The organism is Alteromonas naphthalenivorans (assembly GCF_000213655.1).
In the GTDB taxonomy this organism is placed as follows: domain Bacteria; phylum Pseudomonadota; class Gammaproteobacteria; order Enterobacterales; family Alteromonadaceae; genus Alteromonas; species Alteromonas naphthalenivorans.
Genome location: NC_015554.1, coordinates 2736604 through 2762167, shown reverse-complemented (window position 1 = coordinate 2762167; position 25564 = coordinate 2736604). Strand labels below are relative to the sequence as shown.

The window sequence follows — 25564 nt, the reverse complement described above, 5'->3', positions numbered from 1 at the left end:
AGTATGCGTAATGTTATGTCAGGTCAAAGTAGCAACGACGACATTTTTTTATTTATCATGCGCCACGGAGAGGCAGAAGCGCCGCGTTTGGATGACAAAAGTCGGCAGCTCACTCAAGTTGGTAGACAGCAATCGTCGGCCGCCACGCAGTGGTTGTGTGCGAATTATTGTCCCGACAACGCCGTGGATTTGGCGTTAATCAGCCCTTATCGCAGAACGCGTCAAACCCTTGATATGGTGTCTCTCGATATTGTCGCTGATAAAGTCGAAGTCAATGAAGATATTATTCCCGACGGCTCAGCAGAATTGGTTAGCGATTATTTGTCGGCACGCATTCACAGTGCTGTGAATACAAAACAACCTCTTAAGCGAATATTGGTGGTTAGCCATATGCCCTTAGTTAGCTATTTAGTTGATGCACTGTGCCAGTCTTACACAACCAGTTTATTCGCTACCGCCTCTATTGCCGTCATCCGATACTCACCCAGAACACAAAAAGGTATCTTGGTAACGCATTATCAAGGCTGAAGGTTTAATTGACGATAATAGGCCGAGATAAGTGTGTATCTGACTTGAACATCCATGGTTACATTAGACTAAAGATTTATTTGTGAATTTTGCTTCAGAAGTTTTGTTTTTGACCGATAATTAATATTGAGAGTGTCAAAGTTTATTCGAAAGCAGGGTGGGGAATGACCAGCAAATCTATTCCTGAACTCCTCAAGCGTTCATTGCAGTCGCACATGGCGGAAGCAGATTTGCGCGAAGATGAGGAGATGCAGGACATTATTACAAAATTGTCTACGTTGTCTGACAAGGTTGCGGCTGCAAAAGCGCAAGTGCTTGCCAAACGTGCTCAAAAAGCAGTAGATAAAATCTAGTCTGAAGCGCCAGACTGGGGTGCATTGAAGTACTCCGGCATAATACGAACCGTTTTGATCATGTTTTCGGTAATATCCACAATCTCTAACGGGTAACCTGCCAAGCGAACACTCACTTTGTTCTCAGGAATTTCTTCTAAATACTCTAGCAATAACCCATTCAACGTTTTCGGCCCTTCGGTAGGCAAGTTCCAATCCATTTCTTTATTTAGGTCGCGAATGTTAGCACTGCCGTCTACCAGTACAGAACCGTCTTGCTGAACGTGCGCTTCTTTGCTGTGATCAGGCACCATACTTGTCGTGAAATCACCGATAATTTCTTCAAGAATATCTTCTAGCGTAACCAAGCCCATAATATCGCCATACTCATCAACAACGAGTGCTATACGTTCTTTTTCTGCTTGGAACTTATACATCAACGTATGTAATGGCGTTGATTCTGGCGTGTAGTATATCTCTCTTACCGCACGTAATAGACTCGACTTGGTGAACTGGTCTTTTGATAGTAACCGCAGTGCATCGCGCACATGCACAAACCCTACTGCATCATCAATACTATCGCGGTAAAGCAACACGCGGGTATGTTGGGCATGGGTAAGGTGCTTCTGAATCCGCTTCCATTCATCGTTAATATCTATGGCAACAATTTCAGCTCTTGGCACCATGATGTCTTCAGCAGTGACACTTTCTAAATCAAGGATGCTCACCAACATATCTTGGTGTTTTTTAGGGATAAGGCTTCCCGCTTCGTATACCACAGTGCGTAATTCTTCGCGGCTTAAAGAGTCGTCATTACCATCTGAGGGGCTAATTTTAAGCAGTGCTAAAATGCCATTGGTGATGCCATTGATAAACGCCACGAACGGATAAAGTATCGTTAGCAAGGGTAATAGTATGACTGAACTCGGGAAGGCCACTTTCTCGGGGTAAAGCGCAGCTAATGTTTTTGGGGTGACTTCCGCAAAAATAAGTAGAATTAAAGTTAAGCCAAAGGTAGCGGCGAACAAGCCCCAGTAATCGCCAAACAAGCGTATACAAATAATTGTCGCTAACGATGACGCGGCAATATTTACAAGGTTATTCCCTATTAATATAAGACCGATAAGTCTATCGGGGCGATCAAGAAGTTTTTGAACCCGTTGGGCAGATTTATTGCCTTCATTTTGCAAGTGCTTGAGGCGATATCGGTTTATCGACATCATGCCTGTTTCAGAGCTAGAGAAATACGCAGAAAGTAATATGAGTACGCCGAGCGCGATAAACAGCGTACTCGTAGATATGTCGTCCAACTATTGGGTTCCTATCATTTATTGATGTTCAAATACTATAATTTGAAATTAGGTCTACATGTGCAATATACGCAGCATACGCTAGGTGTGCACGTAAAATTGATTAATTCATTTGGATAAATGGCGATTTATAGCAATATTTCTCGTACCAATTTACTACCGAAGTAAGCAAGTGACAGTAGAATAACGCCGAGTACTGTCATAAATATCACTTGTTTGCCGCGCCATCCTCTAAGTTTCTGACCGACCAATAGTATTAAGTACACCACTAACGCGGCACTTGATAGCACCGTTTTATGCGCATACGTTTTATTAAACATATCGTCTAAGAAAACAAATCCACTAAGTAGTGATACAGATAACAAGCAGGTACCCGCCAGCAAAAGTTTAAACAATATGCCTTCGACTAACATCAAAGGTGGCAAAGATGAATGTAGAAGCGTTGCGCCTTTTTGCTTCAATCGATAGGTAATGTATGACATTTGCAAGGCATAAAGAAAAGCAATAACCAATGTGCAATAAGCAAACAGAGACAAGCTGATATGCACCACTAGCCCCGGTTGCAGCTCTATATGCATGATGTAAGACACGGGGATAAATAGCGAGGCCAGCACTGATAAGCTAGCAAACCCAAATACTACCGGAAGCAAAATTAGGTTGGGAATAGCGCGAGCAAATATCAGCATGGCGGTGGTGATTATCCACGCCACGAGTGAAAGCACATTGGTAATACTCATGTCTTGGCCAGGCGCAACCATAATAACTTTAAGCAAAAACGCAATATGCGCAACAACACCTAAGCTAGCTATGCCTAGGCCTAAGCGTTTGTTTGGGCCTTCTTGATGTACAAACTTGCCAAGTAAAACAATGGCGGCCATAGCGTAAAGCGCAGCGGCGGCAATGGCGAAAGCGGTGTTCATGATGTTTCCTGTAAAAAATGGTGTTTATCACCAATACTGGCGGTATTGATACTGGAAGTTGGGCTTAAATTCAACCATCTCCTTGTTTTTCTTTATGCAAGTACCATGTATTGGGGCAATAGAGTTCGTTTAATTCCCTCGCATGCAAGCCTGCGAGATGAGACAATAACGACCTGAATTAGTTTAATGGTGGCTCATAGCGCGCTTGTATGCGTGAGCAGTAGACAGAGGAAAGAAATTTCCTTCACTAGACGGTACGTTAAGTTGCCCTTTTACGTTACAATAGGCGCATTACGTCTGAAATAAATAGAAGTTTCATACTATGTTTGAAAATTTATCAGAACGCTTAGGCCAGACATTACGAAATGTCAGTGGTAAGGGGCGTCTTACAGAAGACAACATTAAAGAAACGCTTCGCGAAGTGCGCATGGCGTTACTTGAAGCGGATGTTGCATTACCGGTTATTAAATCCTTCGTTGCACAAGTTAAAGAACGTGCGGTAGGGACTGAAGTTACCAAGAGCCTGAAGCCTGGACAAATCTTTATCAAGATTGTTCAGTCTGAACTTGAAGCTGTGATGGGGGAAGCTAACGAAAAGCTAAACCTTGCTACTCAGCCACCTGCGGTTATTTTGATGGCAGGCCTTCAAGGGGCGGGTAAAACCACCTCAGTGGCTAAGCTCGCTAAATACCTTACCGAACGTGAAAAGAAAAAGGTGATGGTAGTAAGTGCCGATGTTTATCGCCCCGCAGCGATCAAACAATTGGAAACCCTTGCTAGCGAAGTGAATGTAGCTTTTCACCCGTCAACTATTTTGCAAACGCCTATTCACATTGTTGAAGGCGCCATTGATGAAGCGAAGAAAAACTTCTTTGATGTACTGCTAGTTGATACCGCGGGTCGTTTACATGTCGATAGTGACATGATGACAGAGATTAAAGATTTACATGCTGCTGTGAAGCCAATTGAAACCTTGTTCGTGGTTGATGCCATGACAGGCCAAGATGCGGCTAATACAGCAAAAGCGTTCAACGATGCACTACCATTAACCGGCGTAATCTTAACGAAAGCCGATGGTGATGCGCGCGGCGGTGCTGCCCTTTCTGTTCGTCATATTACAGGTAAACCTATTAAGTTTATCGGTATGGGCGAGAAAGTAGATGCGCTAGAGCCATTCCATCCAGAGCGCATCGCGTCACGTATTTTAGGCATGGGTGATGTACTCAGCTTAATTGAAGAAGTAGAACGTAAGGTTGACCGCAATAAAGCGGAGCAACTGGCCAAAAAAGTTCAAAAAGGCAAGGGCTTCGATCTGCAAGATTTTAAAGATCAGCTTGAGCAAATGAAGAACATGGGCGGCATGATGGGAATGATGGACAAACTGCCTGGTATGGGCGGTATGTCAGAAAAGATTAAAGAACAAGCCAACGACAAGCAGTTTAATCAGATGGAAGCCATCATTAATTCGATGACACCGGCTGAACGTTCTCGCCCTGATATCATTAAAGGGTCGCGCAAGCGTCGTATTGCTGCAGGTTCTGGTACTCAGATTCAGGATGTGAACCGTTTACTTAAACAGTTTACTCAAATGCAGAAGATGATGAAGAAAATGTCTGGCGGCGGCATGAAAAAAATGATGCGCCAGATGAAAGGCATGATGCCTCCAGGTGGCCCGGGCGGACCAGGTGGATTTGGTGGCGGCGGAGGCCCAGGTGGTTTCGGCGGCGGTGGCGGTATGTTCCCCCCAAGATAGCTGTTAAAAATTGATTATTTTGAAAGCCTCATTTGACTAAATGAGGCTTTTTTTATTTTTTTGCATCTAATTCTATGTGCAAGTCGTTTGGTTTAAGTGACAGGGCGTTAGCAGTTTTACGCGTCTATCACCGCGCCTGAATTGGCATCTGTATTGCTAATTAAGTGAATTTTATCAGTTAGTAAAATTATGGTTTAGACAACCGTGAGCTATAATAAAGTCTTACGCGATTAGATTTTTATACGAGACCATAATGATCAAAGCGAACTACTTCATTAGAACAGACAATAATGAGGTGGTTGTGCATGTCAAAGGCGCTTGGGATCTTGCTATTGCAGAGAAATTTAGCCAAGAATTTAAAAAAGTAGGCCGACAGCTTAATCATACTCCTTGGGCACAAGTTAATAATATGACACATACAGCGAGGGTCTATAAAGATCACGCACTTAAAACGTACCAGCTTAATCGCATGTTAGATGCAGAGAAACACAAGGACAATATTTGTCATGTCGAAAATTCGAGCGAAGGTTTCGCATGGCTTACAAAGCATGGTTTCCACGTTACTACTGCCAAGGTAGTCGCTTAACTTTCCCTTTTTAGTACAACACTTATCACCATTGCGTAAAAAAACAGCAGTTACTCATTCTACTGTGTTTGTCTCTTCATACTGCCTGTGCAAATCATTCATTTCATAATACACTGAACGGCTCATTAATCGATTTACAAGTAGCACCTGAGGTGCATTTTGTTAATTGTAAAAATACAACGTTTAAAATAGATAAATGTGCTTCAAGCTCCAAAGGGGGCTGTGTGCTGATACTCAAAATAATAGGATACTGAATGGCAGGCTTAAAACGTATTGTTCTCATCGATACCCATTTACCGGGTGTAGTAGAATTGAAGCTTGATGGGCATACCAACATTTGTGGTACAAATGCATCGGGTAAAACTACCTTGCAGCGGCTCATTCCAGTTTTTTACGGCGAATATCCTAGTCGTGTAGTACCAGCCACCCGTGACAGTTTTGAACGTTGGTACTTACCTCGTTTATCTAGCTTTATTATTTATGAGTATGCTCGCGCCGACGGTGATATATGCCAAGCGGTTTTAAGCTCTAATGGCACGGGCGTTAACTATCGCTTAGTAGGAAAACCGTTCGATATTGACGACTACTTAATTAAGCAAAAAAGTGGTAAACACGTTAGCGTAAGCAGTGCGGAACTTGCTCGCGCAATGAAACGCAATAACGTGATGGTAACCAGTTTGCTGAACACCAAAGATTTCCGCGCGATTGTACAAAACGATCATGGTGTATTAAACCAAAGCGGTAACGGTCGAGAACTATTAGGTTACGCCAAAATATTCAGCCTGTGCGAGCCCAGCAAGCATATGCGTCATATTGAAAAGCTTGCAAAAGCAGTACATTCAAAAGAAGGCAAGATGGAAACCATCAAAGCCATGATTGCCGCTATTTTGGAAGAAGATGGGGTAACACCGCCTACATCAGGCTTAAGCCGTAATCGTGTTGATGACTGGATTAAAGAGTGCCAGTTAATTAAACAGTTCGACAATATTCGCCCTGAGTTCAGCAAACTTGAACAAGCCGATATGGCGTTAAGCAGCATTGAGCAACTGTTAGCCAACTTAAAGCATAGCTTTGAGCTTGATAAGGTACACTTATCTACTCGCGTTGATACCACTAAAAACGAATTAGATGAGAATACCTTCCAGCGTAAACAAACTGATAGTCAGTGGCACGATACGCGGGATCATCTTAATCAAGTTATTTCGTCTGCCCGTGCTGATGTTGAAAAATACACCAGTGAACTCGATACCGTTGAGCGTGAATTCGATAAATGGCAAGACCAGAATATCGATAAACTAAAAGAAGATGTAGCCAATCTAGCGCAGTGGCAAAACGCCCGCGAACTGGCCGACAGCCGCTATCTATTGCTTACCGAAAAGCACCAAGATATTGAATCAGCTTATAACAAACGATTGGCTGAACTAGGCGATAAGTTGTCACTCTCGTTAGAGTCGCTATCAGCGGCTAGGCAAGAGGCAGCGGAAACCAAAGCAGAGCAAACCCAACAAGAACATGAAGCCATTGCCCGCATTCGCGATGATTACGCAGGCCAGCTCAGCACCCTACAAGCCAATTTTCAAACCGCCTCTGGTGAGCTTAAAGTAGCTGAAGCTGAACTAAAGGCCTCGCTATCTAACGCGGGTTACAACGAATTTGAGCAGTCGCAATTAGATTTGCTTGATGCCGCTACTAAAGAAGCGTCAGTTAACGAAGATGCAGCTCGAGCGGCTTACCGACAAACTCAGCAAGCCCACAGTAAAGCGGTGCAGTTTAGGCAAGATGCTTCAAATGCGCTTGATAAAGCGCGCGTTGCCTTTCAAAAAGAAGAAAGTGCAGTTTCAAAAATCAATGGCTTGTTGTACCCGGGTGAGGGCTCATTGCTAGAGTTCTTACGTGCCAATGTTGATGATTGGGAGTTATCGCTAGGTAAAGTACTTCGCCCTGAATTGTTAGACCGGAACGACTTAAGCCCCAGCGTGACTAAAGCTGCCGAAGACGCTAAATCAGACACCGGCGAAACGAGCACTTCGCTGATGGGCATCAACTTAGCCCTCTCAGAGCTTGAAACGCCTGAATACGCGCAAACTGAACAAGCCTTGAAGCAACAGCTTCAGTTAGCTGAAACTCGTCAAGCGGCATCCCTTGCTGCGCAGAATGAATGCGAAACGCGCTTAGCTAAAGCCAATGAAGATGTTCGCAATGCTGAATTGTCGATGACGCAAAAAGACAATGCGGTTAAAAGTGCTGAAGCTAGCCGTAAGCGCGCTCAACAAGACCGTGATAGCCTGTTAAGTGAATATCAGCAGGCGCTTTCCGCACGCAAGCAAAAGGCGAAAACAAAGCTTGAAGCTAATCTTCAAGCCCAAAAACAAGCCAAAGCCCAATATGAACTTAGCCGTGACGAAATAAAAGATCAGCAGCGAGAGTCGGAAACAGAACATAGCTTCCATTGGCAACAGCTAATTGCCGATAGCACAGGGCGTATTTCTCAAATTGATAAAGACATGCAGCAGGCAAAAGCGAATGCCGCTCGCGACCGTGAAGATATGCAAAAGTGGCTTGAAAATGAGCTGAATAATCGCGGTGTAGACATAGACGAAATAGGTCAGCTTAAGAAGCAAATTAATAAGCTGAAAGAAGATATAAACCGCACCGAAACCCACCGCCATAAAGTGGCCGATTATGAGCGTTGGTACACTACCATATTCACTAAACAAAAAGTGGTATGGCAAGACGAACTGGCAAAAGCGCGGAAATCGTTAGGGGAATCTGAGCGCGGTTTGGCTCAAAAGCAAAGTGAATATAAAGCGACGCGTGAACAACTACTTGAGATGCAGGCTTCACTTGAAACTAGGCTGAAAACTGCAACAGATCAATTAGAACAAGTTCGTTCGTTAAGCAAATCACTCAGTAAGCTTACCCTGCAAGCTGCAAAAGAGTTTACTGAAATTAAGCATGACGATGTCAGTGTGAACCAGCGTATTTCTGAAGTACAAGGGCATTTGCAAGAACGAGACACCCTTTATAGCGATATTCGTGCTTATGTAGAAAGATTCGATCAGCTAATTGCAGCGCAAGCTGGAACTGGGCTTTCTGATACCTGGGAACGGGCTCGCGAAGAATGCGCCACCATTAACGCCCATGGAGTAAAGAGCTTCGACCATCGCCGTATGGTATCGCACTTATCTCAGCTGCTTAACGTGATAGTACCTCAGAAACTGCAAGGCCTACGTGAGCAGGGCAGAATATTCGGTGCCGACTTGTCTCAGTACTACTTTGTACTTGCCGATATAGATAAGCGCATTGTGTCGCAAAGCCGCCGAATTACCCAAGAAGTCGACGGTGAGTTGTTCCTAGATGGCGTGTCTGATTCAGCTGTGAAAATTCGATCTCGCATTAGCGAGCTAGAATTTTGGCCAGAACTAGAGCAGTTTAGAAAGCTGTACGAGCACTGGATGGAAGAGGGCGCAAATACCTTGCCTGATGAAGAGTACGGGCTAAGTATGCGTCGTGTGCTAGACATTTTAGGGCGCGCTGCACTTACTGGCGGCATCAGTAAATTGCTTGATATCGAACTTCATTTACGTGAAGGCAAGAGCGACTTGGTTATTCGCACCGATCGCCAGTTAAATGAATCGTCTAGTCATGGTATGGCTTACCTTATTTTATGTAAGTTCTTACTGGCCTTTACCCGTTTATTGCGAGGCGATGCAGAAGCAACCGTACACTGGCCCATTGATGAGTTGGGTACACTGCATCAAAGCAACGTGAAGAAAATTTTCGATGCCTGTCAGAACAACAATATTAGTGTTGTAGGCGCATTCCCGAACCCTGAATCGGAAGTACTGACTTTGTTTGAGAATCGCTACCTTATTGACAAAGTCACCCGCCAGTTGCAGGTAGTTCAGCCGAGAACCAGTGGTATTGCTGCTCGCCTACAGGCTAAAAAAGCACAAGATAAAGGGAATGCCGCTAGCCAGGAGACATTATCATGATGACGGAACAAGGCCGCGTGTTAAGCGCACTATTGCAAGGGACTTTTATTTGTCAGGTTACTGACGAAGAAGCATGGCGCTTTTTGAAAAACCGTGAGAAAGCTCAGCAATTAGAGCCTCATTTAGCATTGCTAAACCGCACACTTTCAAGCACAGCTGAAGGCGATGTTTTTTTTGCCAGTTACTTAACCATTGGTGAGGCAGAGCGCAAAATTCTAACCCAACAGTTTCAGGATACTGCGTCGAACTTAGTGCCGCTGGTGGAATGGTTGTTGTTAGTACAACAAGCCAATGAGTCTGATATGCCGGTGACTATGGGCAACGCTATTCGCTTAAACGAACTGCAAACTACTATTGAAGATACCCCTGCGTATGCCGAGCAACTAGAGAAAATTTCTCGTTACCGCATGTTTGGTTCTACCAGCGTGAATTTAGATGGCCAGTTAAAGCAGGTATTTAAACGCTTAACCGAAATGGGTTACTTAACCAAGCCAAACCCAGAAAAGCAGATTTACCTTGCCACCGGTAAAGTAGAGCACTTGTATGAAATGCTGCGTTTTATTGATGAAACAGAAGCGTTAAGTTTATCTGAGCAAGCTGATGCTGCTATTACCCAGGGTAGTTTGTTATGAGCCAAGCGCTTATTCAAACAGGTGCTCGCTTACTAAATGCATTGGGTAAGCACAGCGACCTTATCATGCAGGTTTATATAAACGGCACGGTTGATGAGCAAAACCACAGCCCTAAGGTATTAGAGCAATTGGTGCAGCTTGGTGTGCTGTGGCGCCCTGAATCGCAAAGTGAATTACGACTTAAAAGTGCAGTTCGTACGTTACTAGAAGGTAGCTTACAAGATGAAAGAAACCGCACCATTAATGCCAATATCGGTGCGTCGCTCGCGAGTTTAAAAACCTTAGCAGAGCATTATAAAGAAGCCCTGCATTACAATAAATACAACGAATCCGCTGCGCACATGAGCGATTTAACCGAGCATGTGTATCAACTGTCAGAGTCTTTATCGAACAGCGTACGTGTGTTGTTCGGGCGCATTACTAATGAGTTTGGTTATGTGTCGTCGGTAGATGCGAAAATTCGTGAAAATGAACTAGCGCAAGGGCAGGTGACTGACTTGCTATCACAGCTGGAATGTTTCCGCTTCGATGAATTAAGTGAAATAGCGGGTTCAAACCGCGAACTTCGCCATTTGCTGGTGGTGTCTTTGCAGCAGCGTTTTTCAAAAGCTGCGCAAGAACTCTCGGTGGTGCAAGCGCGTTTGATAGATTTACTCGGGCGATTCAGAGAATTCCAAGGTCGTACTCGCTTGCTTAAGGGCTACTTGCTACACATGGAGCAACACCCTGACTTTGCGCCGGGTAACTACACTAACTTGACGCAAGTGCCAGTACTGTTTAATCAATCAAGCAGCGTGATGAGTGCCGCTGCGCCAGATGTGAATAATGTTGAGCACGAAAACGATTACCAAGAGATTGTGTCCTCGCTTACGCATATTCATCAACGTGCTACTAAACATGATGATGCTGAACCACAGCAAGATATCGATGTAACCGAACAATCTACGGTATCTCTTGAAAAGGATGAATTACAGTTAGCCATAGAAGACTTCTTCTGTGAGGTTATTGATTCGGGCCAACCGAAAACAGCGTTAACCTATTATGAAGAAAAAGCGTTAGCGTTTGATCGTGAGGTATGGATGTATCAAGTGATTGGAGGCTATCAAGCGCTTGCCGATCAAGAAAAGCAATTTTTTGCCCTCGATCCTCATGGTGAAAATGACAAAACGTTTACAGGCAACTTCTACATTAACGATATCACCCTAGGGCTGCGCTAGCGGCTCTATTTATTATATTGGTTTTTACATTTGTCTTTACACTTATTTCGGGCTTCTTATACGCAAGTTTACTTGGATCTCGCAAAGAAAAGACTATAATAGCAACAGTTATTTTACATTTAATTCACACATTGAACTTAATTGTTCATGGTGGCGTGATATAGCTGTCAACGAGCAGGAGCAACATTAATACTCTCGTGAAAAACAATAAACTGCCTAGCAGGATGCGGGCAAGTAGTGGTGCCAATGCGTATGGCACGAAGAGGATGAAACTATGCAACTTTCACAGCAACAAACCTTTAATCAAGCACTTATCAAATTGTCAGTATTGTTATATCAAGTAGACGGTATGGTGACGTTATCTGAACAAGATTATCTCAATTCCATGGTTGAAGAACTAGATTGGCAAAGTCCAATCTGCCGGGAAGCTTTTTTAAACGATACGATTTACCAGACCAGACAAGCTATTGATACTGGCGATGAACTTGAGTTCATGCGCGCGTTAAAAGATGACCTATCTTTTAACGCGGAAAAAACCCTAGAGGTTGCCATGGCAATCACTGGCGTTGATGGAGAGCGAAGTGAAGCAGAAACAGAGCTGTTATCGGTACTTACCCACAAACTATTGGCCAAGGCATTGATAGCAGGCAGCAGTACGCTGTCTAATCAGCTTAACAACCAAGCTCCGCACTAACTGCCTAGCGCTCGGTAAACGCCTAGCGCTTAGCTAGATGTTATGCACACAAGTTACTTTTTTTGTATCAAAGCTTGGTAACAAGCTTTGTAACAAAGATTGGTAGCAAAGACTGGGTCACTGAATAGTGATTTCAGTACATTTTCTCGCTAGTACATTGTCTTACTAGTACATTGTCTTACTAGAAAAATGCATTAGCTAACAACAAAACCATGGTGTAGCCAACGCTATAAGTAAGCAGTAATAGGCCAGAGTAACGTAGGAAAGTAGCGAATGTTAGCCCTTCCACTTTACTCATGGCCACAATACCTGCTGCAGATCCTATCACCAATAAAGAGCCACCCACACCTACCGCATAAGTGAACGATAACCACTCGGGCGTCGTCATTGCTATTTCAGCTTTTAACAATGCTGCGGTTAAAGGTACGTTATCTATCAGGGATGACACTATCCCCATCAGATAATTGGCTACGCTCACAGGCAGTGAATCGTATAAATACATAAAGCCATTAAGTGCGTGAATGTGTTCCAGCATGCCTACAAGCAATAGCACACCTAAGAAAAACAGCAGGGTATCGAATTCAATGTAACGAATGTAGTCAAGTATGGGGTCGTTGTCGTTATGTTTCCCGTAGAGCGTTGCCACCATAAACATAACCGCCATACCGGTTAAAAAGCTAAGTACGGGCGGAATGGAAAACATGACGTTGGCGACCAATGTAAATATTATGGTCGCAAGAAATATGGCGGCAATCATGTAATCAACCGTCGCAATATCATTTCGCTGTTTCTTAATTCTTACTTCCCCAGTAATGCCAATACTAAGCAATGCTGCTAGCAACATCACGGTGACAAAAGAAGGGACTATCAGCATGAGAAGTTCGGTAATAGACACTTTTTGTTGCAGGAAAATCATCAGCGTTGTGACATCGCCGGTAATCAATGACACCCCACCAGAATTGACGGCGAACACCACCAAAACGGAAAAGCGTATAGTTTGTTTTAATGGTAAGCCCAAAGACAAGACTAATGCGATTGAAACCAGAGTTGCTGTAATGTTATCGGCTAATGAGGAGAAGCAAAAACTGAAAATAGCAGTAAAGAACAGTAATGCTTTCAAGCTAATTTTCTTTGGCATCACAATATTCATCACATTTTCAATTAACCCTTTTCGGTTTAAATACGCCACGAATGTCATCGCTGCCACCAAAAATAACCACAGTGTGGAAATCTCAGTAAGGTTAGTCATCAAAGCATCGTTGATGTGCTCGGTCTGAGAAATAGAGGGGGAAAATATAAATAGAAGTAGCCAAGAGATAGTGCCAAGTAACAAGGTGGTTTTGGCTTTGTCTATATGAATGAGGTCTTCAAAGATAACGCACAGTAGTGCAAGAATGGCGATGACAATAAGTGCCACGTCTAACATGGTGTCAGTTCCTAACAGCAATTTTTATTCGCGCGGATTTTAAGAGCTAGGGAATGAAATAAACAGCGAAATGGGCATGAATGAACTATTTTATGCGACATTTTAACTATCAGCCTGATAATGTTCCGCTATCACCTGATAAAAGAGTGAAAAAATGATTTACCAATTACACAATCGGCGACAATTATAATCATGATGAAGCTTAAATAGTGCAGCTTTTAAAAGCCGCTGAGTTATAAAAAAGCCCCGTTAAAAACGAGGCTTTTAGAAGATACTTTAGGTACAAAGGAGTAGGTGAGTATTCACGCCTTTTGTATTGGCCTTAACTTACACTGGCTTCTTCGCGCAGTTCAGCCTCTCGCATTTCCCCTTCTAACCGCTGGCTTTCATCGGCGCGAGGTTTAGTAAATCGCGCTAGGGCAAGATAAAGTACTGGCGTTAGGTATAAGGTGAAGACCACCGCAATACCTAGTCCACCAAAGACAACCCAACCAATCGCATTTCGCGCTTCGGCACCTGCGCCTGTTGAAAGTATCAGTGGTAGGCCACCTAGTATAGTGGACACCAATGTCATCATGATTGGGCGAAGACGAACGCGACCCGCTTCTATAATGGCATCGTAAACGCTATAGCCTTTATCCCGTAACTGATCGGCAAACTCAATAAGTAAGATGGCATTTTTCGCCAATAGTCCTATTAGCATTACCAAGCCAATTTGCGAGTAAATGTTAATGCTTGTGCTGGTTAGGTACAGGGCATAAATAGCCGCAGCAATACCGAAGGGCACCGTTAACATTACCACAACGGCAGAATTCACACTTTCAAACTGCGCTGCCAACACTAGCAGTACAATAATAAATGCGAGTACGTAGGTTAGGGCGACTTGCTTAGACGTTTCTTCATAGGTTTGTGCTTCACCTAAGAATACTAATCCCATGCCATCGGGTAGCGTTTCGTTACCAAGTTCGCGAATGCTGTCTACTACATCACTTAACGCTAAGTCTTCCGGCAAATCCATCTCGATATTAATTGCACGGCGCTGCGCTTGGCGTTCAAGTTCAGCGGCCACACCTTCTTCAGTAATAAATGCGACACTGGATAATGGCACCAGGTTACCAGTACTGCTTTTCACATACAGATTAGTAAGGTCTGAGGGGTTAATAGAATTTCTATTATTGGTTTGTAGCATAATGGGAATGGCTTGGTCACCCACGTTTAAATCAGCAATATCATCACCATTTACCGCAGCGCGAAGGGCGCTGGCAATATCAGGCAGTGGAACACCTAATTCCTCTGCACGACGTCTGTCAATATTAACTCGCATTTGAGGCTGAGTAGGGTCGTAGCTAATTTGCGGTCTACCCACTTCAGGTAACGCATTTTCTATCTCGATAGCAAACGCTAACGCCGCTTTATGAATATTTTCATAGGTATCACCAGTGAGTGCCAGTTCTAAACCACCACCTTGACCCCGTAAATTAAGGCTGTTTCCGCCAAAGGCATTGCCCGGCGCTCCTGGAATGGCTTGCAAGCCAGGGCGAATTTCACCCACGATATCTTGTAACGACTTGTCGCGGTCATCCCAATGCTTAAGGGGAACAGTAATAAATACAATGTTAGGATCCCATTGCCCCACCACCGTATAAATTGAGTCGATGGTGCCGTTTTCTACATAAGGGAATAGCATTTCTTCCATCTTCTCGGCCTGTCGGTCCATGAAGTTCAAGCCTGCACCATCAGGCCCGCGAGCAAATATACGAATTGTGCCTCTATCTTCACTTGGCATTAATTCATTATCGATATTCTTTGCCAGCAAGTACGCACCACCGCCAGCCAATAAGCTTACTATGCCTACCGCCCATGCGTATTTTAGCGCAAACACCAGTGACTTTTGATACAGACGTAAACAGGCGTGACCGAAGCGGCCAAAGGTGGCATCGAAAAAGCCCGACTTCGTAGATTGCTTTTTCGAAAGCCTAGCGGTAAGCGCGGGTACTAACGATAAAGCAACAAACGAAGATATGATAACTGCCCCAGCTAGCACGCCGCCGAATTCTCTGAATAAGCGTCCTGCGGTAGATGGCAGGAATGCAATGGGTATAAACACCGAGGCTAATACTGCCGTGGTAGCAATAACCGCAAAGAATACTTCACGAGTACCAATAACCGCTGCTGCCCGAGGACCAAGCCCCATGGCTCTTCTGCGCTGAATGTTTTCAGATACCACAATGGCGTCATCAACAATCATGCCTGTGGCAAGTACCAACGCCAATAAGGTTAGAATGTTAACTGAAAAGCCCATGGCCCAAATAATGCCTAGCGCGCCGGCCAGTGAGACAGGAATGCTAAGGGCTGGCACAATAGTGGCGCGCCAAGAGCCAATAAACACGAGTAAAGTGAGAACAACTAACGCCACGGTAAGACTCAGCGATACCACAACTTCTTTTACCGAGTCTCGAATAAATTCAGCGTCGTCAGATGTCACTACAATCTTCATATCAGTAAAGCGTTTGTCCAAGTCTTTCACCATAGAAAGCACTTCATCTGAAATTTCAATGGTGTTTGAACTGGCTTGGCGGATAACGCCTAAACCAATAACCGGGCGGCCATCAAGGCGAACCATACTGCTGGAATCGGCAGGGCCAAAATACACACTGGCTACGTCGCCGATTCGTATATCACCTGAAACAACAATATTACCTACATCTTCAGCACTAACTGATGTAGCGTCGGCGCGCACAATTAAGGCTTGGTCGGAAGATTGAATACTCCCTGCGGGCACATCAAAAGGGGCTAGCGCTAATGCGCTGGCAATTTCAGCCATCGATAACCCAAAGCTGGTTAAACGAAGTGGGTCAACGGATACCCTAAGTACACGTTCTCTGTCGCCACTCATACTGACATCGGCCACCCCAGGAATGCTCAAAAAAAGCGGAGCCACATCGGTGTCAACACGCTCAGTTAAGGTTTCCATGTCTAAGGTGTCGCTTGAAATCGCAAGGCTTACCACCGCTTGCGCATCACTGTCTGCGCGAATAATCGCAAGCTCTTCGACATCATCTGGTAATTGTCGCTGAACGCGGCTCACCGATTCTCGGGTTTCGTTAGCGGCATCTTCTAAGTTAACGCCAGCGCGAAACTCTACCCTTATACGTGCTGAATTTTCTTCGCTTTGTGCGGAAATGTTTTTTACGCCACTAACACGAGCTACCGCGCCTTCTAGGCGACTGGTAACCTCTGCATCTACGGTTTCCGGTGATGCACCAGGGTAAGTGGCGGTAACCGTAATTCTTGGCGTATCTACGTCGGGTAGTTCTCGTACTTCTAGTGCATTTAATGCCGATAAACCAGCAATTGCAATAAGTAAGTTAAGAACAACAATGAGTACCGGTCGTCGAATTGATAAAGAGGGAAGGTCATTGGTTACCGGCGCGTTACTCATTGGCGGGGCCCCCAACCAATTCCGTCGTAATCGCTTGTCCATTTCGAAGGCGTTGTACACCTTCAGCAATTAACGTGTCGCCTTCGCTAATGGCGCCAGACACTAAAATCGCGCCACGCAAACGTTGATGAACATTCACATCAACCCGTTTCGCTTTTCCAGATTCTGCAAGCCAAATGTATGCGCCAGTGGCACCCCATAGTAATGCGGCTTCTGGAATGGCTGCATAGCGGTCGCCTTTAATGCTTAAATTCACCCGAAAGCTCATGCCAGGGCGAAATTTGTCTGCTGAGTTGTCTAACAGTGCGCGGGCTCGCAAGGTACGATCTGCTTCGTTAATGCGCGAGTCAATTTGTGCAATTTCTGCTTTAATAGACGCTTCGCGGTCGCTCCATGGCTCTAAGGTCACATCGGGCGCGTTCATCAGCACAGGTAAAGCGGCTTCTGGGGCTTTGAAATTAATGTAAAGCTTGCTTCTGTGGTCAAGCGTAGTGATTAACGTTTGCTCGTTAATTCGGTCGCCTACTTCAATGTCAGTAATGCCGACAACGCCGTCAAAAGGTGCTTTTATAAAACGGTCATCTAAGTCGACAATAGCTTCTTCCAAAGCCACTTCGGCTAGGTCACGCTGGGTGCGTGCAAGGTCAAGTTCACTGATAGGCACTGCGCCTTGGGCATGGCTGGTGATAAGTCTATCAAGCGTACGCTGTGCATCCTTTAATGTTAGCTCAGCACGCTTAACGGCATTCTTCTGGCGACGATTATCTAGCTTTATTAATACTTTCCCAGCTTCAACAAGTTGGCCAGGAACAAAATTGACTTCGATGACTTCATCGGCAACGGCGGGGTAAAGTGCAATGGAGCGAAGCGCCTCGGCACTACCCACAGCCTCCACTTTTCGGGTTTCATACATAAAAGAGACAGGCTCAGTCACGACTAACTTAGCCTGTTTGTCACCCATAAATTGGCTGTAAGCCGGTACACTTGTGAGTGCCAATACTACACAGCACGCCGATACCCTCGCGTATCGGGAGATCATATTTGTCATTTTTTTCCGAAATCTTTTAGTTTTTTATTTTTCTAATAATGATAATTAGTGGCTGTTTTCGCGTTCTTTTATTGCCACTTAACCCAAGCAAAATTCTAGTGTTATAGCACCATAGGCAGCTTAGCTAAGCAATTGCAGTTCAGCGTATTCCCTGTACAGGGTATCGCTTTTCATTAATTGTGCATGCGTTCCGATACTGACAATTTTGCCTTTATCCATTACCACAATGCGATCTGCATGCTGAACGGTGGCAAGGCGATGTGCGATAACAATACTGGTCTTGCCTTCCATTAAACGATTCATTGCCTGTTGAACCATACGTTCACTCATGGCATCTAGCGCACTTGTTGCTTCATCTAAAAGTAAGATAGGGCGATTTGCTAATATTGCACGGGCTATAGCGATACGTTGTTTCTGACCACCAGAAAGTTTGATGCCACGCTCACCCAACTGAGTGTGATATCGGTTTTCTAGATTATCGATAAACTCATGAGCAAAGGCTTTTTTGGCTGCATTAATCACTTCGTCGTCACTTGCATTCGGGCTGCCATAGCGAATATTTTCCATTACGCTACTGGCGAATACTACAGGCTCTTGGGTAACAATGGCGATATGTTGGCGCAAGCATCTTAGCGGCATGCCCACAATGGGCGTGTCGTCAAACGTGATTTCACCGGTAGTGGGGTCATAAAAACGCATAAGTAATTGGAATAGTGATGATTTTCCAGCGCCACTCGCCCCTACCAACGCAAGGTTCTCACCGGCTTTTATATTCAAGTTTAGGTTGTTAAATAATGGCTTAGTGCCTGGGTAGCCAAAACTCATGTCTTTGAACGCAATAGCGGGCGCTACCTGAGGCACTTGAGATGAAGCGGAGTGTTCAGACAGCGAGGTCACGTCTGATGTTGCATTCAGTAGCTGATAAAGGCGTTCACTAGCGCCTACGCCTCGTTGCACTTCACCAATTACTTCACTCACAGTAGCAATACTGCCACCTGCCATCACTGCATAAAATAGAAAGGCGGACAATTCCCCAACGGTCATTTTGCCTTCTAAAACTTGGCGTGCGCCTACCCATGCAATAAATATTATCGCTGTCATGCTTAAGCACATAATGCAGCCAATTAATAAAGACCGATAATGGATACGATGTTTAGCTGCATTCATCGCCGACTCTACTCGTGAAGAAAAGTGAGCGCGTTCTTTGTCTTCTGCGGTGTACGCTTGAACCGTCATAATTTCATGCAGGCTTTCATCAATGTGAGAGCCTAAATCTGCCACCTTATCTTGGCTGATTTTAGCGAACTTGCGTACTTGTGGTGCTAAAACTTTTATGGGTACAAGTACAGCAGGTACAGCGATGATGACGCAAAAAGTAAGTAGGGGACTAGATATACCCATCAACACTAACGCGCCAATAAATGTTACTACCGAGCGAAGTGTCATAGAGAGGCTCATACCTACCACGGTTTGAATTACCGTAGTGTCGCTAGTGAAGCGAGAAATAACCTCACCGGTTCTAAGCTCTGCGAAAAATGAAGGAGGAAGTGAGAGCAAATGAGAGTAAACCTGATTTCTAATATCGGCACTGACTCTCTCGCCCAACCATGTCATCAAGTAAAAGCGGGCATAGGTCGCAATGCAGGCAATTAGCGTTATTACCAATACAATAACCGTGGCTTGGTTTAAGGTTTCAGAAGCGCTTTCTACAAAGCCGCTATCGATAGCATATTTAATGCCTTGTCCTAACATTAACCATGCTATAGCGGCAGTAAACAAGGCGGCAATGGCCCCAGCGACACGTTTTTTGTATTGGCTTAAGTGTGAACCTATCCACTGCAGTACTTGTTTTGTTGACACTTCATTTAACGGTGTTGCCAAAATAACCTCTTTTAAATTTTCAACAGGATAAAGCGACGCTACGGAAAACCGTATCTAATTTGCGCTATTGATGCGTTCGAACAGAAGCCGAGAACGATTAATCGTTATGACTATACGCTGAATTAGGAAAAGTTGATTTATTCATTCGACTACAGTTGCAGTAAATCAGGTGGGTGGAACCTGGCTTGCCCTGACTTACGCGGGCCGGGTTAAAAATTTGTAAGAGAAGCCGGAAGTCGCAAAGAAATAGCTAAAAAAGAAAAGATTTTAGAAAAGAAAAAACAAGAGTAGAAAACGGCTGGGTTCAAAGTAAAAAACAAAAGTCTGGGGTTCCATTTATAACCTGGAACCCCGACGTACCTAAATGTAATAAAGCACTTTGAAGTGCAAAGCTTAAAAGCTTTGAGCGCTTAGCTTAGCAGCTTCAAGTGCTCAGCTTTGGCTAGCAATGAGGGCTTGCTCGATGTCAGCTATAATATCGTCAATATGTTCAATACCTACCGAAATACGAACCATATCTTCACTAACGCCGGCCGATGCAAGCTCATCAGCATTTAATTGACGGTGTGTAGTGCTAGCAGGGTGACAGGCTAAAGACTTTGCATCACCAATATTAACTAAGCGTAGAATTAGCTGTAGGGCGTCGATAAACTTAGCGCCTGCTGGCAATCCACCTTGAATCCCAAAGCTAATAATACCGGCCGCTTTACCGCCACAAATGCGTTGGCAGGTGTCGAAGTGCTCACTATCAGGCAGAGCCGCATAGTTAACCCAATTCACTGAAGGGTGCTTTTCAAGAAACGCAGCCACTTTTTCTGCGTTTTCGCAGTGGCGCTCCATCCGTAACGATAAGGTTTCTAAACCTTGCATAATATTAAACGCACTTTGTGCTGAAAGTGCAGCCCCTGTATTACGCAGAGGCACTACGCGGCAGCGGCCAATATAAGCAGCTGGGCCAAGTGCTTCTGTGTAAGTAACGCCATGGTAGCTAGGATCGGGTGTAGTCAGCATACTGAATCGTTCTGGCTGAGCAGCCCAGTCAAAGTTACCTGAATCAACAATAATGCCGCCCACGGTAGTGCCGTGACCGCCAATATATTTGGTTAGGGAGTGAATGGCTATATCTGCACCGTGATCGAACACCTTGCAAAGAATAGGGGTGGCAACGGTGTTATCAACAATTAACGGCACGCCTGCGGCATGTGCAATATCGGCCCAACGTTTAATATCAACAACGTTTCCTGCAGGGTTACCAATAGACTCGCAAAATACCGCTTTGGTATTTTCATCAATAGCAGCAGCAAGGCCGTCGAAGTCATTTGCTTGTACGAAGGTAGTTTGAATACCTTGGCGAGGAAAAGTATGCGCAAAAAGGTTGTAGGTGCCGCCGTATAACTGTCCAACACTTACAATATTGCTACCGACTTCTGCGATAGCTTCTATGGCGTAGCGAATAGCGGCCATGCCAGAGGCTACCGCTAATGCCCCAACACCACCTTCTAATTCAGTTAAACGCTGCTCTAACACAGCATTGGTGGGGTTCATAATTCTACTGTAGATATAACCTGGCACTTTAAGGTCGAACAAATCAGCACCATGTTGCGTATTATCAAACGTAAACGATGTGGTTTGATAAATAGGAGTAGTTGCTGCTTTTGTAGTTTCTTCGCTAGTATAGCCTGCGTGTAATGCAATGGTTTCTGGTTTCATTGAACATACCTTAAAAGTTAATTCATATTTTGTGCGTTTAGATGTTTAGATGGTTAGACGTCTATAAAGCTTTTGATCAAGGTAATCCAAAAATCTTTACTTGTGAAGTATTAAAAATTTATTTGTTAATTAAATGTAGGAGAGTGTTTTGGAAAAGCCAGTGCATCAGCCCAGACAACAAGTAACACAGCAAGGTAGTAAATCTATTCTCTACTACGTGCACGACCCCATGTGCAGTTGGTGCTGGGCGTTTGTACCAGTATGGAACACCATAAAACAAAACCTGCCAGATCACATAGAGGTGCGATATGTATTAGGCGGGCTAGCGCCCGATTCTAACGAACCCATGCCAAGTGCTATGCAAGCTGCCATCAGCGGATATTGGAAAACCATTATGCAGCGGGTGCCGGGTACCACATTCAACTTTGATTTTTGGGAAAAATGCGAGCCACGACGCTCAACTTATCCGTCATGCCGTGCGGTAATTGCTGCAAGAAATCAAGATGCCAGTAAAGAAGAATCGATGATAAATGCTATTCAACAAGGGTACTATCTTCGCGCCATGAGTCCGTCCAATGACAGTACGTTGATTGAACTGGCCAGCGAGTTAGGATTAAACCCAGAGCAATTCGAAGAAGACTTAAACAGCGCAGAAACTCAACGAACATTAATAGAAGAAATAAACATGGGGCAAGCTATTGGCGCCCAGGGCTTTCCCAGCTTAATTTTAAAAAATGAATCAGGTTATCGATTTATTGCCCTTGATTATAACGATGCGAATGTAACGTTGGCTCAGTTAGGTTTATAAACTACAGCTATAAAACTCTCATATGACATGGGTCAACTTGGGCCCATGTCGCAAAACTGTTTACGCATTTTTAACGGCTTCTAATAAAACATTATTCACTAACATTCCCTTTTTTCGTCGCACTAGACATTACAGAACGCCCGTTTTACTCTCATTATTCTTCCTGTTTCTATTCAAGCCTTAAATGATAATAAATAAGAGAAAATTCATGATCAAAAGAATCAAATTCAACACTTTGTTCGTTGGCATGCTATTCATGTTTAGCCAAACCAGTATGGCTAATACTGCCACCGAGCAGAAAATTACAAAGCATATTAATGATAACCTCACCCAATCCCAAGCGCTGTTAGAAAAAACGGTGAATATCAATAGTGGCACCATGAATTTCGACGGAGTCAAAAAAGTAGGGGCTATTTATCAAGCCGAGTTCGATGCAATGGGTTTTGATACCCAGTGGGTTGATGGAAGTGAATTTAATCGGGCTGGGCACTTAGTGGCCAGCTATGGCAATTCGGGGCCAAAGATTCTGATGATAGGCCATTTAGATACAGTATTTGCTAAAGATGATGCATTTCAGCACTACAGTGTCGTTGATGACACCCATATTGCAGGGCCTGGCATCACCGATATGAAAGGCGGCGATGTGATTATTATTGCGGCACTGCAAGCGCTGAAAGCCTTAGATTTACTCGATAAAATCAGTATTAAAGTAGTGATGACAGGCGATGAAGAAAGTAGTGGCCGCCCACTTTCACTATCTAAGAAAGCTTTAGTTGATGCAGCAATATGGGCAGATATCGCGCTAGGGTTTGAAGATGCCGATGGCGATATTAAAACGGCGGTGGTTGCACGTCGCGGCTCAATAGGGTGGCAGTTAGATGTTGCAGGCAAGCCTGCGCATTCATCACAAATATTCACCGACAATGTGGGCTATGGTGCAATATTTGAAACGGCTCGTATTTTAAATAGTTTTCGCGAACAGTTAGCGGGCGTTGGTAATATTACCTTTAACCCTGGGTTAATAGCGGGTGGTACTGAAGTTGAAGTACAACCCGAGAATTCTATCGTACAAGGCTTTGGTAAAACCAATGTGGTGGCAAAAGAAGTTACCGTGAAAGGCGGCATTCGCACATTAACCGCCGACGAGTTGGTAAAAGCTAAAAAGGTTATGCAGGAAGTGGCTTCGAACAACCTAGCGCATACCTCTGCGACATTAACCTTTGCCGATGGTTATCCGCCAATGGCACCTACCGACCAAAACTATGCACTGTTAAAGATGTATAGTGATGTGAGTGAATCTTTAGGTTATGGCCCTGTAGCGCCGGTTAACCCAAGAAACGCAGGTGCCGCTGATATTTCATTTGCAGCAGATCATGTAGACATGGCAATTGATGGTTTAGGTTTAATGGGCGATGGCGGACATACAAAGGATGAAGTGGCCGACATGTCCACCTTTGCGCAAAACATGCATAAAGCGGCTATTTTACTCTATCGTTTAGGGGAAGCTAAGGCCTTATAAGCAAGCGAAATTTTTACTCCTTCCACACTAATAGCCAATAAATAATAAATAGGGATGCATAATCCCTATTTAACCCGCATTTATACTTGCATTCACAGCCCATATCCGTATAATTCGGCGGCCTTCTCTTAGGCGCTCAATTTATAAGCGTCTAAAGAAGGATTAAGTTAACGGTAACGCTACAACGAGTTTGAGGCATTTATGGTTACTATTCGTTTACAGCGTGGTGGCGCGAAAAAGCGTCCATTTTATCAACTAGTGGTGGCTGATAGCCGTCGTGCAAGAAACGGTCGTTTTATTGAAAACGTTGGTTTCTTCAACCCAACTGCACAAGGTCAAGCAGAGCGTTTACGCGTTGACCTAGAACGTGTTGATTACTGGGTTGGTGTTGGCGCGAGCTTATCTGAGCGCGTAACTAGCTTGGTAAAAGAAGCTAAAAAATCTGCAGCGTAAGTTGCAATTAACTGGTGAGTATAGATGAGTTTAGCGTCTGACATTGTGGTTGTTGGCAAAATCGGTGCACCTTACGGTGTAAAAGGTTGGGTCAAAATCAACAGCTATACACAAACACCAGAAGGTATTTTTGAGTACTTGCCTTGGTTCCTTGGCGAAGAAAACGAATACCAAATTGACCAATGGCGAACGCATGGTAAAGGCCTGGTAGCAAAGATTGTTGGTGTGGATAACCGAGATGATGCAGAACGCATCAAAAACTTGGATATAAACATTAGCGCTTCGCAACTTCCCGATTTAGGGGACGATGGTATTTATTGGCGCGAGCTCACTGGCATGAAAGTGGTAACTACGCAAGGTTACGACTTAGGTGTGGTGAAAGAAGTATTTAATACAGGTGCCAATGACGTGGTTCACGTTAAAGCGAATGTAGGCGATGCTTTTGGTCAAAAAGAAAGATTAATACCTTTTGTGTTCGACGACGTTGTACAAGAGGTAGATCGGGAAGCGAAGGTCATTAAAGTTGACTGGGATCCGGGGTTTTAAGTGACACCGGAAAAATGGTTCGGGGTAGTTAGCCTGTTTCCAGATATGTTCGCGCCATTCACCCAGCAGGGTGTAATCGGCAGGGCAGTTAAGTCTGGTAAATTATCGGTTGATACCTTTAACCCCCGCGACTTTACTCATGACCGCCATCGCACAGTTGACGATCGCCCCTATGGTGGCGGACCCGGCATGCTGATGATGGTTAAACCGCTTACCGATGCTATACAAGCTGCCAAGAAAGTTGGTGGCGAAAACAGTAGCGTGATCTACTTATCACCCCAAGGGAAACCCCTTGACCAAGCAGGCGTTCAACGTCTTGCTGGCATTGACCGTACGATTTTAATCTGTGGTCGATATGAAGGAATTGATGAGCGCGTAATCGAAAGCCATGTAGATGATGAAGTCTCCATTGGTGATTACGTTCTAAGTGGCGGTGAACTGCCGGCAATGGTCTTAATGGACGCAGTTGCCAGATTAGTTCCCGGCGTGTTGGGGCATAAAGCTTCAGCAGTTGAAGATTCCTTTACCGATGGTCTTCTGGATTGTCCGCATTATACGCGGCCAGAAGTACTAGATGGTCAATCGGTACCTGATGTGTTGTTAAGTGGTGATCATGAAAAAATTAGGCAGTGGCGATTAATGCAGTCTTTGGGTAGAACCTTACTGCGTCGCCCTGATTTGTTAAATCACCTAGCTCTGACTGAGGAGCAGCAGCGGTTATTGGAAATATTCCAAACGCAGTTGCAGCGAGATGACAGTTAACT

At 44.5% G+C, this 25564-nt stretch carries 20 protein-coding genes; 13 read left to right on the top strand and 7 right to left on the bottom strand.

Annotated features, from left to right (window positions below; all coding sequences use genetic code 11):
- The first annotated feature begins 15 nt into the window (after positions 1-15).
- Together sixA and AMBT_RS12120 are read left to right on the top strand one after the other, a co-directional pair.
- Positions 16-528 (top strand): phosphohistidine phosphatase SixA, encoded by a 513-nt coding sequence (gene sixA, locus AMBT_RS12125; protein WP_013784917.1) that lies wholly within the window; start codon positions 16-18, stop codon positions 526-528.
- Between the two features lie 164 nt (positions 529-692).
- Positions 693-881 carry a hypothetical protein gene (locus AMBT_RS12120; protein ID WP_013784916.1) on the top strand — a complete coding sequence of 63 codons (189 nt, stop codon included), beginning with the start codon at positions 693-695 and terminating at the stop codon, positions 879-881.
- On the opposite strand, the gene AMBT_RS12115 is transcribed toward AMBT_RS12120, so the two are convergent.
- Both AMBT_RS12115 and AMBT_RS12110 read right to left on the bottom strand, forming a co-directional pair.
- Positions 878-2170: an HlyC/CorC family transporter gene (locus tag AMBT_RS12115; RefSeq protein ID WP_013784915.1), complete on the bottom strand. Its 1293-nt coding sequence runs from the start codon at positions 2168-2170 to the stop codon at positions 878-880. The two genes, AMBT_RS12120 and AMBT_RS12115, sit on opposite strands and share 4 nt — an antisense overlap.
- Positions 2171-2298: 128 nt before the next feature.
- The gene (locus AMBT_RS12110) at positions 2299-3090 is read right to left on the bottom strand and encodes a cytochrome C assembly family protein (RefSeq protein ID WP_013784914.1); all 792 of its coding nucleotides are present in this window, start codon (positions 3088-3090) and stop codon (positions 2299-2301) included.
- Between the two features lie 322 nt (positions 3091-3412).
- On the opposite strand from AMBT_RS12110, the gene ffh reads away from it, so the two are divergent.
- From ffh to AMBT_RS12080, 6 genes are all read left to right on the top strand, one after another.
- Positions 3413-4843 carry a signal recognition particle protein gene (ffh, locus tag AMBT_RS12105; protein ID WP_013784913.1) on the top strand — a complete coding sequence of 477 codons (1431 nt, stop codon included), beginning with the start codon at positions 3413-3415 and terminating at the stop codon, positions 4841-4843.
- 253 nt (positions 4844-5096) lie between these two features.
- Entirely contained in the window at positions 5097-5429 is a 333-nt protein-coding gene (locus AMBT_RS12100; protein ID WP_013784912.1) for a hypothetical protein, read from the top strand.
- A 254-nt stretch (positions 5430-5683) separates the two neighbouring features.
- Positions 5684-9424, top strand: a complete 3741-nt coding sequence (locus tag AMBT_RS12095) for an ATP-binding protein (RefSeq protein WP_013784911.1) — start codon at positions 5684-5686, stop codon at positions 9422-9424.
- On the top strand, positions 9421-10056 hold the full coding sequence (locus AMBT_RS12090) for a condensin complex protein MksE (protein WP_013784910.1): 636 nt from the start codon (positions 9421-9423) through the stop codon (positions 10054-10056). Before AMBT_RS12095 ends, AMBT_RS12090 begins: the two co-directional genes overlap by 4 nt.
- Positions 10053-11273, top strand: coding sequence for a hypothetical protein (locus AMBT_RS12085; RefSeq protein WP_013784909.1), 1221 nt, complete (start codon positions 10053-10055; stop codon positions 11271-11273). The genes AMBT_RS12090 and AMBT_RS12085 overlap by 4 nt, the downstream gene beginning before the upstream one ends.
- Positions 11274-11547: 274 nt before the next feature.
- Positions 11548-11967 carry a tellurite resistance TerB family protein gene (locus tag AMBT_RS12080; RefSeq protein ID WP_013784908.1) on the top strand — a complete coding sequence of 140 codons (420 nt, stop codon included), beginning with the start codon at positions 11548-11550 and terminating at the stop codon, positions 11965-11967.
- Between the two features lie 181 nt (positions 11968-12148).
- On the opposite strand, the gene nhaD is transcribed toward AMBT_RS12080, so the two are convergent.
- The 5 genes from nhaD to AMBT_RS12055 form a co-directional block, all read right to left on the bottom strand.
- On the bottom strand, positions 12149-13393 hold the full coding sequence (gene nhaD, locus AMBT_RS12075; RefSeq protein WP_013784907.1) for a sodium:proton antiporter NhaD: 1245 nt from the start codon (positions 13391-13393) through the stop codon (positions 12149-12151).
- A gap of 322 nt (positions 13394-13715) precedes the next feature.
- Positions 13716-16835, bottom strand: coding sequence for an efflux RND transporter permease subunit (locus tag AMBT_RS12070; RefSeq protein WP_013784906.1), 3120 nt, complete (start codon positions 16833-16835; stop codon positions 13716-13718).
- Positions 16828-17874, bottom strand: coding sequence for an efflux RND transporter periplasmic adaptor subunit (locus tag AMBT_RS12065; RefSeq protein ID WP_167319347.1), 1047 nt, complete (start codon positions 17872-17874; stop codon positions 16828-16830). The genes AMBT_RS12070 and AMBT_RS12065 overlap by 8 nt, the downstream gene beginning before the upstream one ends.
- A 129-nt stretch (positions 17875-18003) precedes the next feature.
- A complete protein-coding gene (locus AMBT_RS12060; RefSeq protein WP_013784904.1) occupies positions 18004-19764 on the bottom strand; it encodes an ABC transporter transmembrane domain-containing protein in 1761 nt (586 codons plus the stop codon).
- Positions 19765-20196: 432 nt separating this feature from the next.
- Entirely contained in the window at positions 20197-21474 is a 1278-nt protein-coding gene (locus tag AMBT_RS12055) for an O-acetylhomoserine aminocarboxypropyltransferase/cysteine synthase family protein (protein ID WP_013784903.1), read from the bottom strand.
- A gap of 148 nt (positions 21475-21622) precedes the next feature.
- On the opposite strand from AMBT_RS12055, the gene AMBT_RS12050 reads away from it, so the two are divergent.
- The 5 genes from AMBT_RS12050 to trmD all read left to right on the top strand — a co-directional run bounded on the left by AMBT_RS12050 (position 21623) and on the right by trmD (position 25562).
- Positions 21623-22282: a DsbA family protein gene (locus AMBT_RS12050; protein ID WP_013784902.1), complete on the top strand. Its 660-nt coding sequence runs from the start codon at positions 21623-21625 to the stop codon at positions 22280-22282.
- Between the two features lie 208 nt (positions 22283-22490).
- A complete protein-coding gene (locus AMBT_RS12045) occupies positions 22491-23801 on the top strand; it encodes a M20/M25/M40 family metallo-hydrolase (RefSeq protein WP_013784901.1) in 1311 nt (436 codons plus the stop codon).
- A gap of 201 nt (positions 23802-24002) precedes the next feature.
- Complete coding sequence (gene rpsP, locus AMBT_RS12040) at positions 24003-24254, top strand: 30S ribosomal protein S16 (protein ID WP_013784900.1); 252 nt, start codon at positions 24003-24005, stop codon at positions 24252-24254.
- 24 nt (positions 24255-24278) lie between these two features.
- Positions 24279-24800: a ribosome maturation factor RimM gene (gene rimM / locus AMBT_RS12035; protein WP_013784899.1), complete on the top strand. Its 522-nt coding sequence runs from the start codon at positions 24279-24281 to the stop codon at positions 24798-24800.
- Positions 24801-25562, top strand: a complete 762-nt coding sequence (gene trmD, locus AMBT_RS12030) for a tRNA (guanosine(37)-N1)-methyltransferase TrmD (protein ID WP_013784898.1) — start codon at positions 24801-24803, stop codon at positions 25560-25562.
- Positions 25563-25564: the final 2 nt, after the last annotated feature.

Excerpts from the sequence above, each read along its gene's own strand:
- sixA (WP_013784917.1), top strand. The coding sequence starts at position 16 with ATGTCAGGTCAAAGTAGCAACGACGACATTTTTTTATTTATCATGCGC.
- AMBT_RS12120 (WP_013784916.1), top strand. The coding sequence starts at position 693 with ATGACCAGCAAATCTATTCCTGAACTCCTCAAGCGTTCATTGCAGTCG.
- AMBT_RS12110 (WP_013784914.1), bottom strand. The coding sequence starts at position 3,090 with ATGAACACCGCTTTCGCCATTGCCGCCGCTGCGCTTTACGCTATGGCC.
- ffh (WP_013784913.1), top strand. The coding sequence starts at position 3,413 with ATGTTTGAAAATTTATCAGAACGCTTAGGCCAGACATTACGAAATGTC.
- AMBT_RS12100 (WP_013784912.1), top strand. The coding sequence starts at position 5,097 with ATGATCAAAGCGAACTACTTCATTAGAACAGACAATAATGAGGTGGTT.
- AMBT_RS12095 (WP_013784911.1), top strand. The coding sequence starts at position 5,684 with ATGGCAGGCTTAAAACGTATTGTTCTCATCGATACCCATTTACCGGGT.
- AMBT_RS12090 (WP_013784910.1), top strand. The coding sequence starts at position 9,421 with ATGATGACGGAACAAGGCCGCGTGTTAAGCGCACTATTGCAAGGGACT.
- AMBT_RS12085 (WP_013784909.1), top strand. The coding sequence starts at position 10,053 with ATGAGCCAAGCGCTTATTCAAACAGGTGCTCGCTTACTAAATGCATTG.
- AMBT_RS12080 (WP_013784908.1), top strand. The coding sequence starts at position 11,548 with ATGCAACTTTCACAGCAACAAACCTTTAATCAAGCACTTATCAAATTG.
- nhaD (WP_013784907.1), bottom strand. The coding sequence starts at position 13,393 with ATGTTAGACGTGGCACTTATTGTCATCGCCATTCTTGCACTACTGTGC.
- AMBT_RS12070 (WP_013784906.1), bottom strand. The coding sequence starts at position 16,835 with ATGAGTAACGCGCCGGTAACCAATGACCTTCCCTCTTTATCAATTCGA.
- AMBT_RS12065 (WP_167319347.1), bottom strand. The coding sequence starts at position 17,874 with ATGATCTCCCGATACGCGAGGGTATCGGCGTGCTGTGTAGTATTGGCA.
- AMBT_RS12055 (WP_013784903.1), bottom strand. The coding sequence starts at position 21,474 with ATGAAACCAGAAACCATTGCATTACACGCAGGCTATACTAGCGAAGAA.
- AMBT_RS12045 (WP_013784901.1), top strand. The coding sequence starts at position 22,491 with ATGATCAAAAGAATCAAATTCAACACTTTGTTCGTTGGCATGCTATTC.
- rpsP (WP_013784900.1), top strand. The coding sequence starts at position 24,003 with ATGGTTACTATTCGTTTACAGCGTGGTGGCGCGAAAAAGCGTCCATTT.
- rimM (WP_013784899.1), top strand. The coding sequence starts at position 24,279 with ATGAGTTTAGCGTCTGACATTGTGGTTGTTGGCAAAATCGGTGCACCT.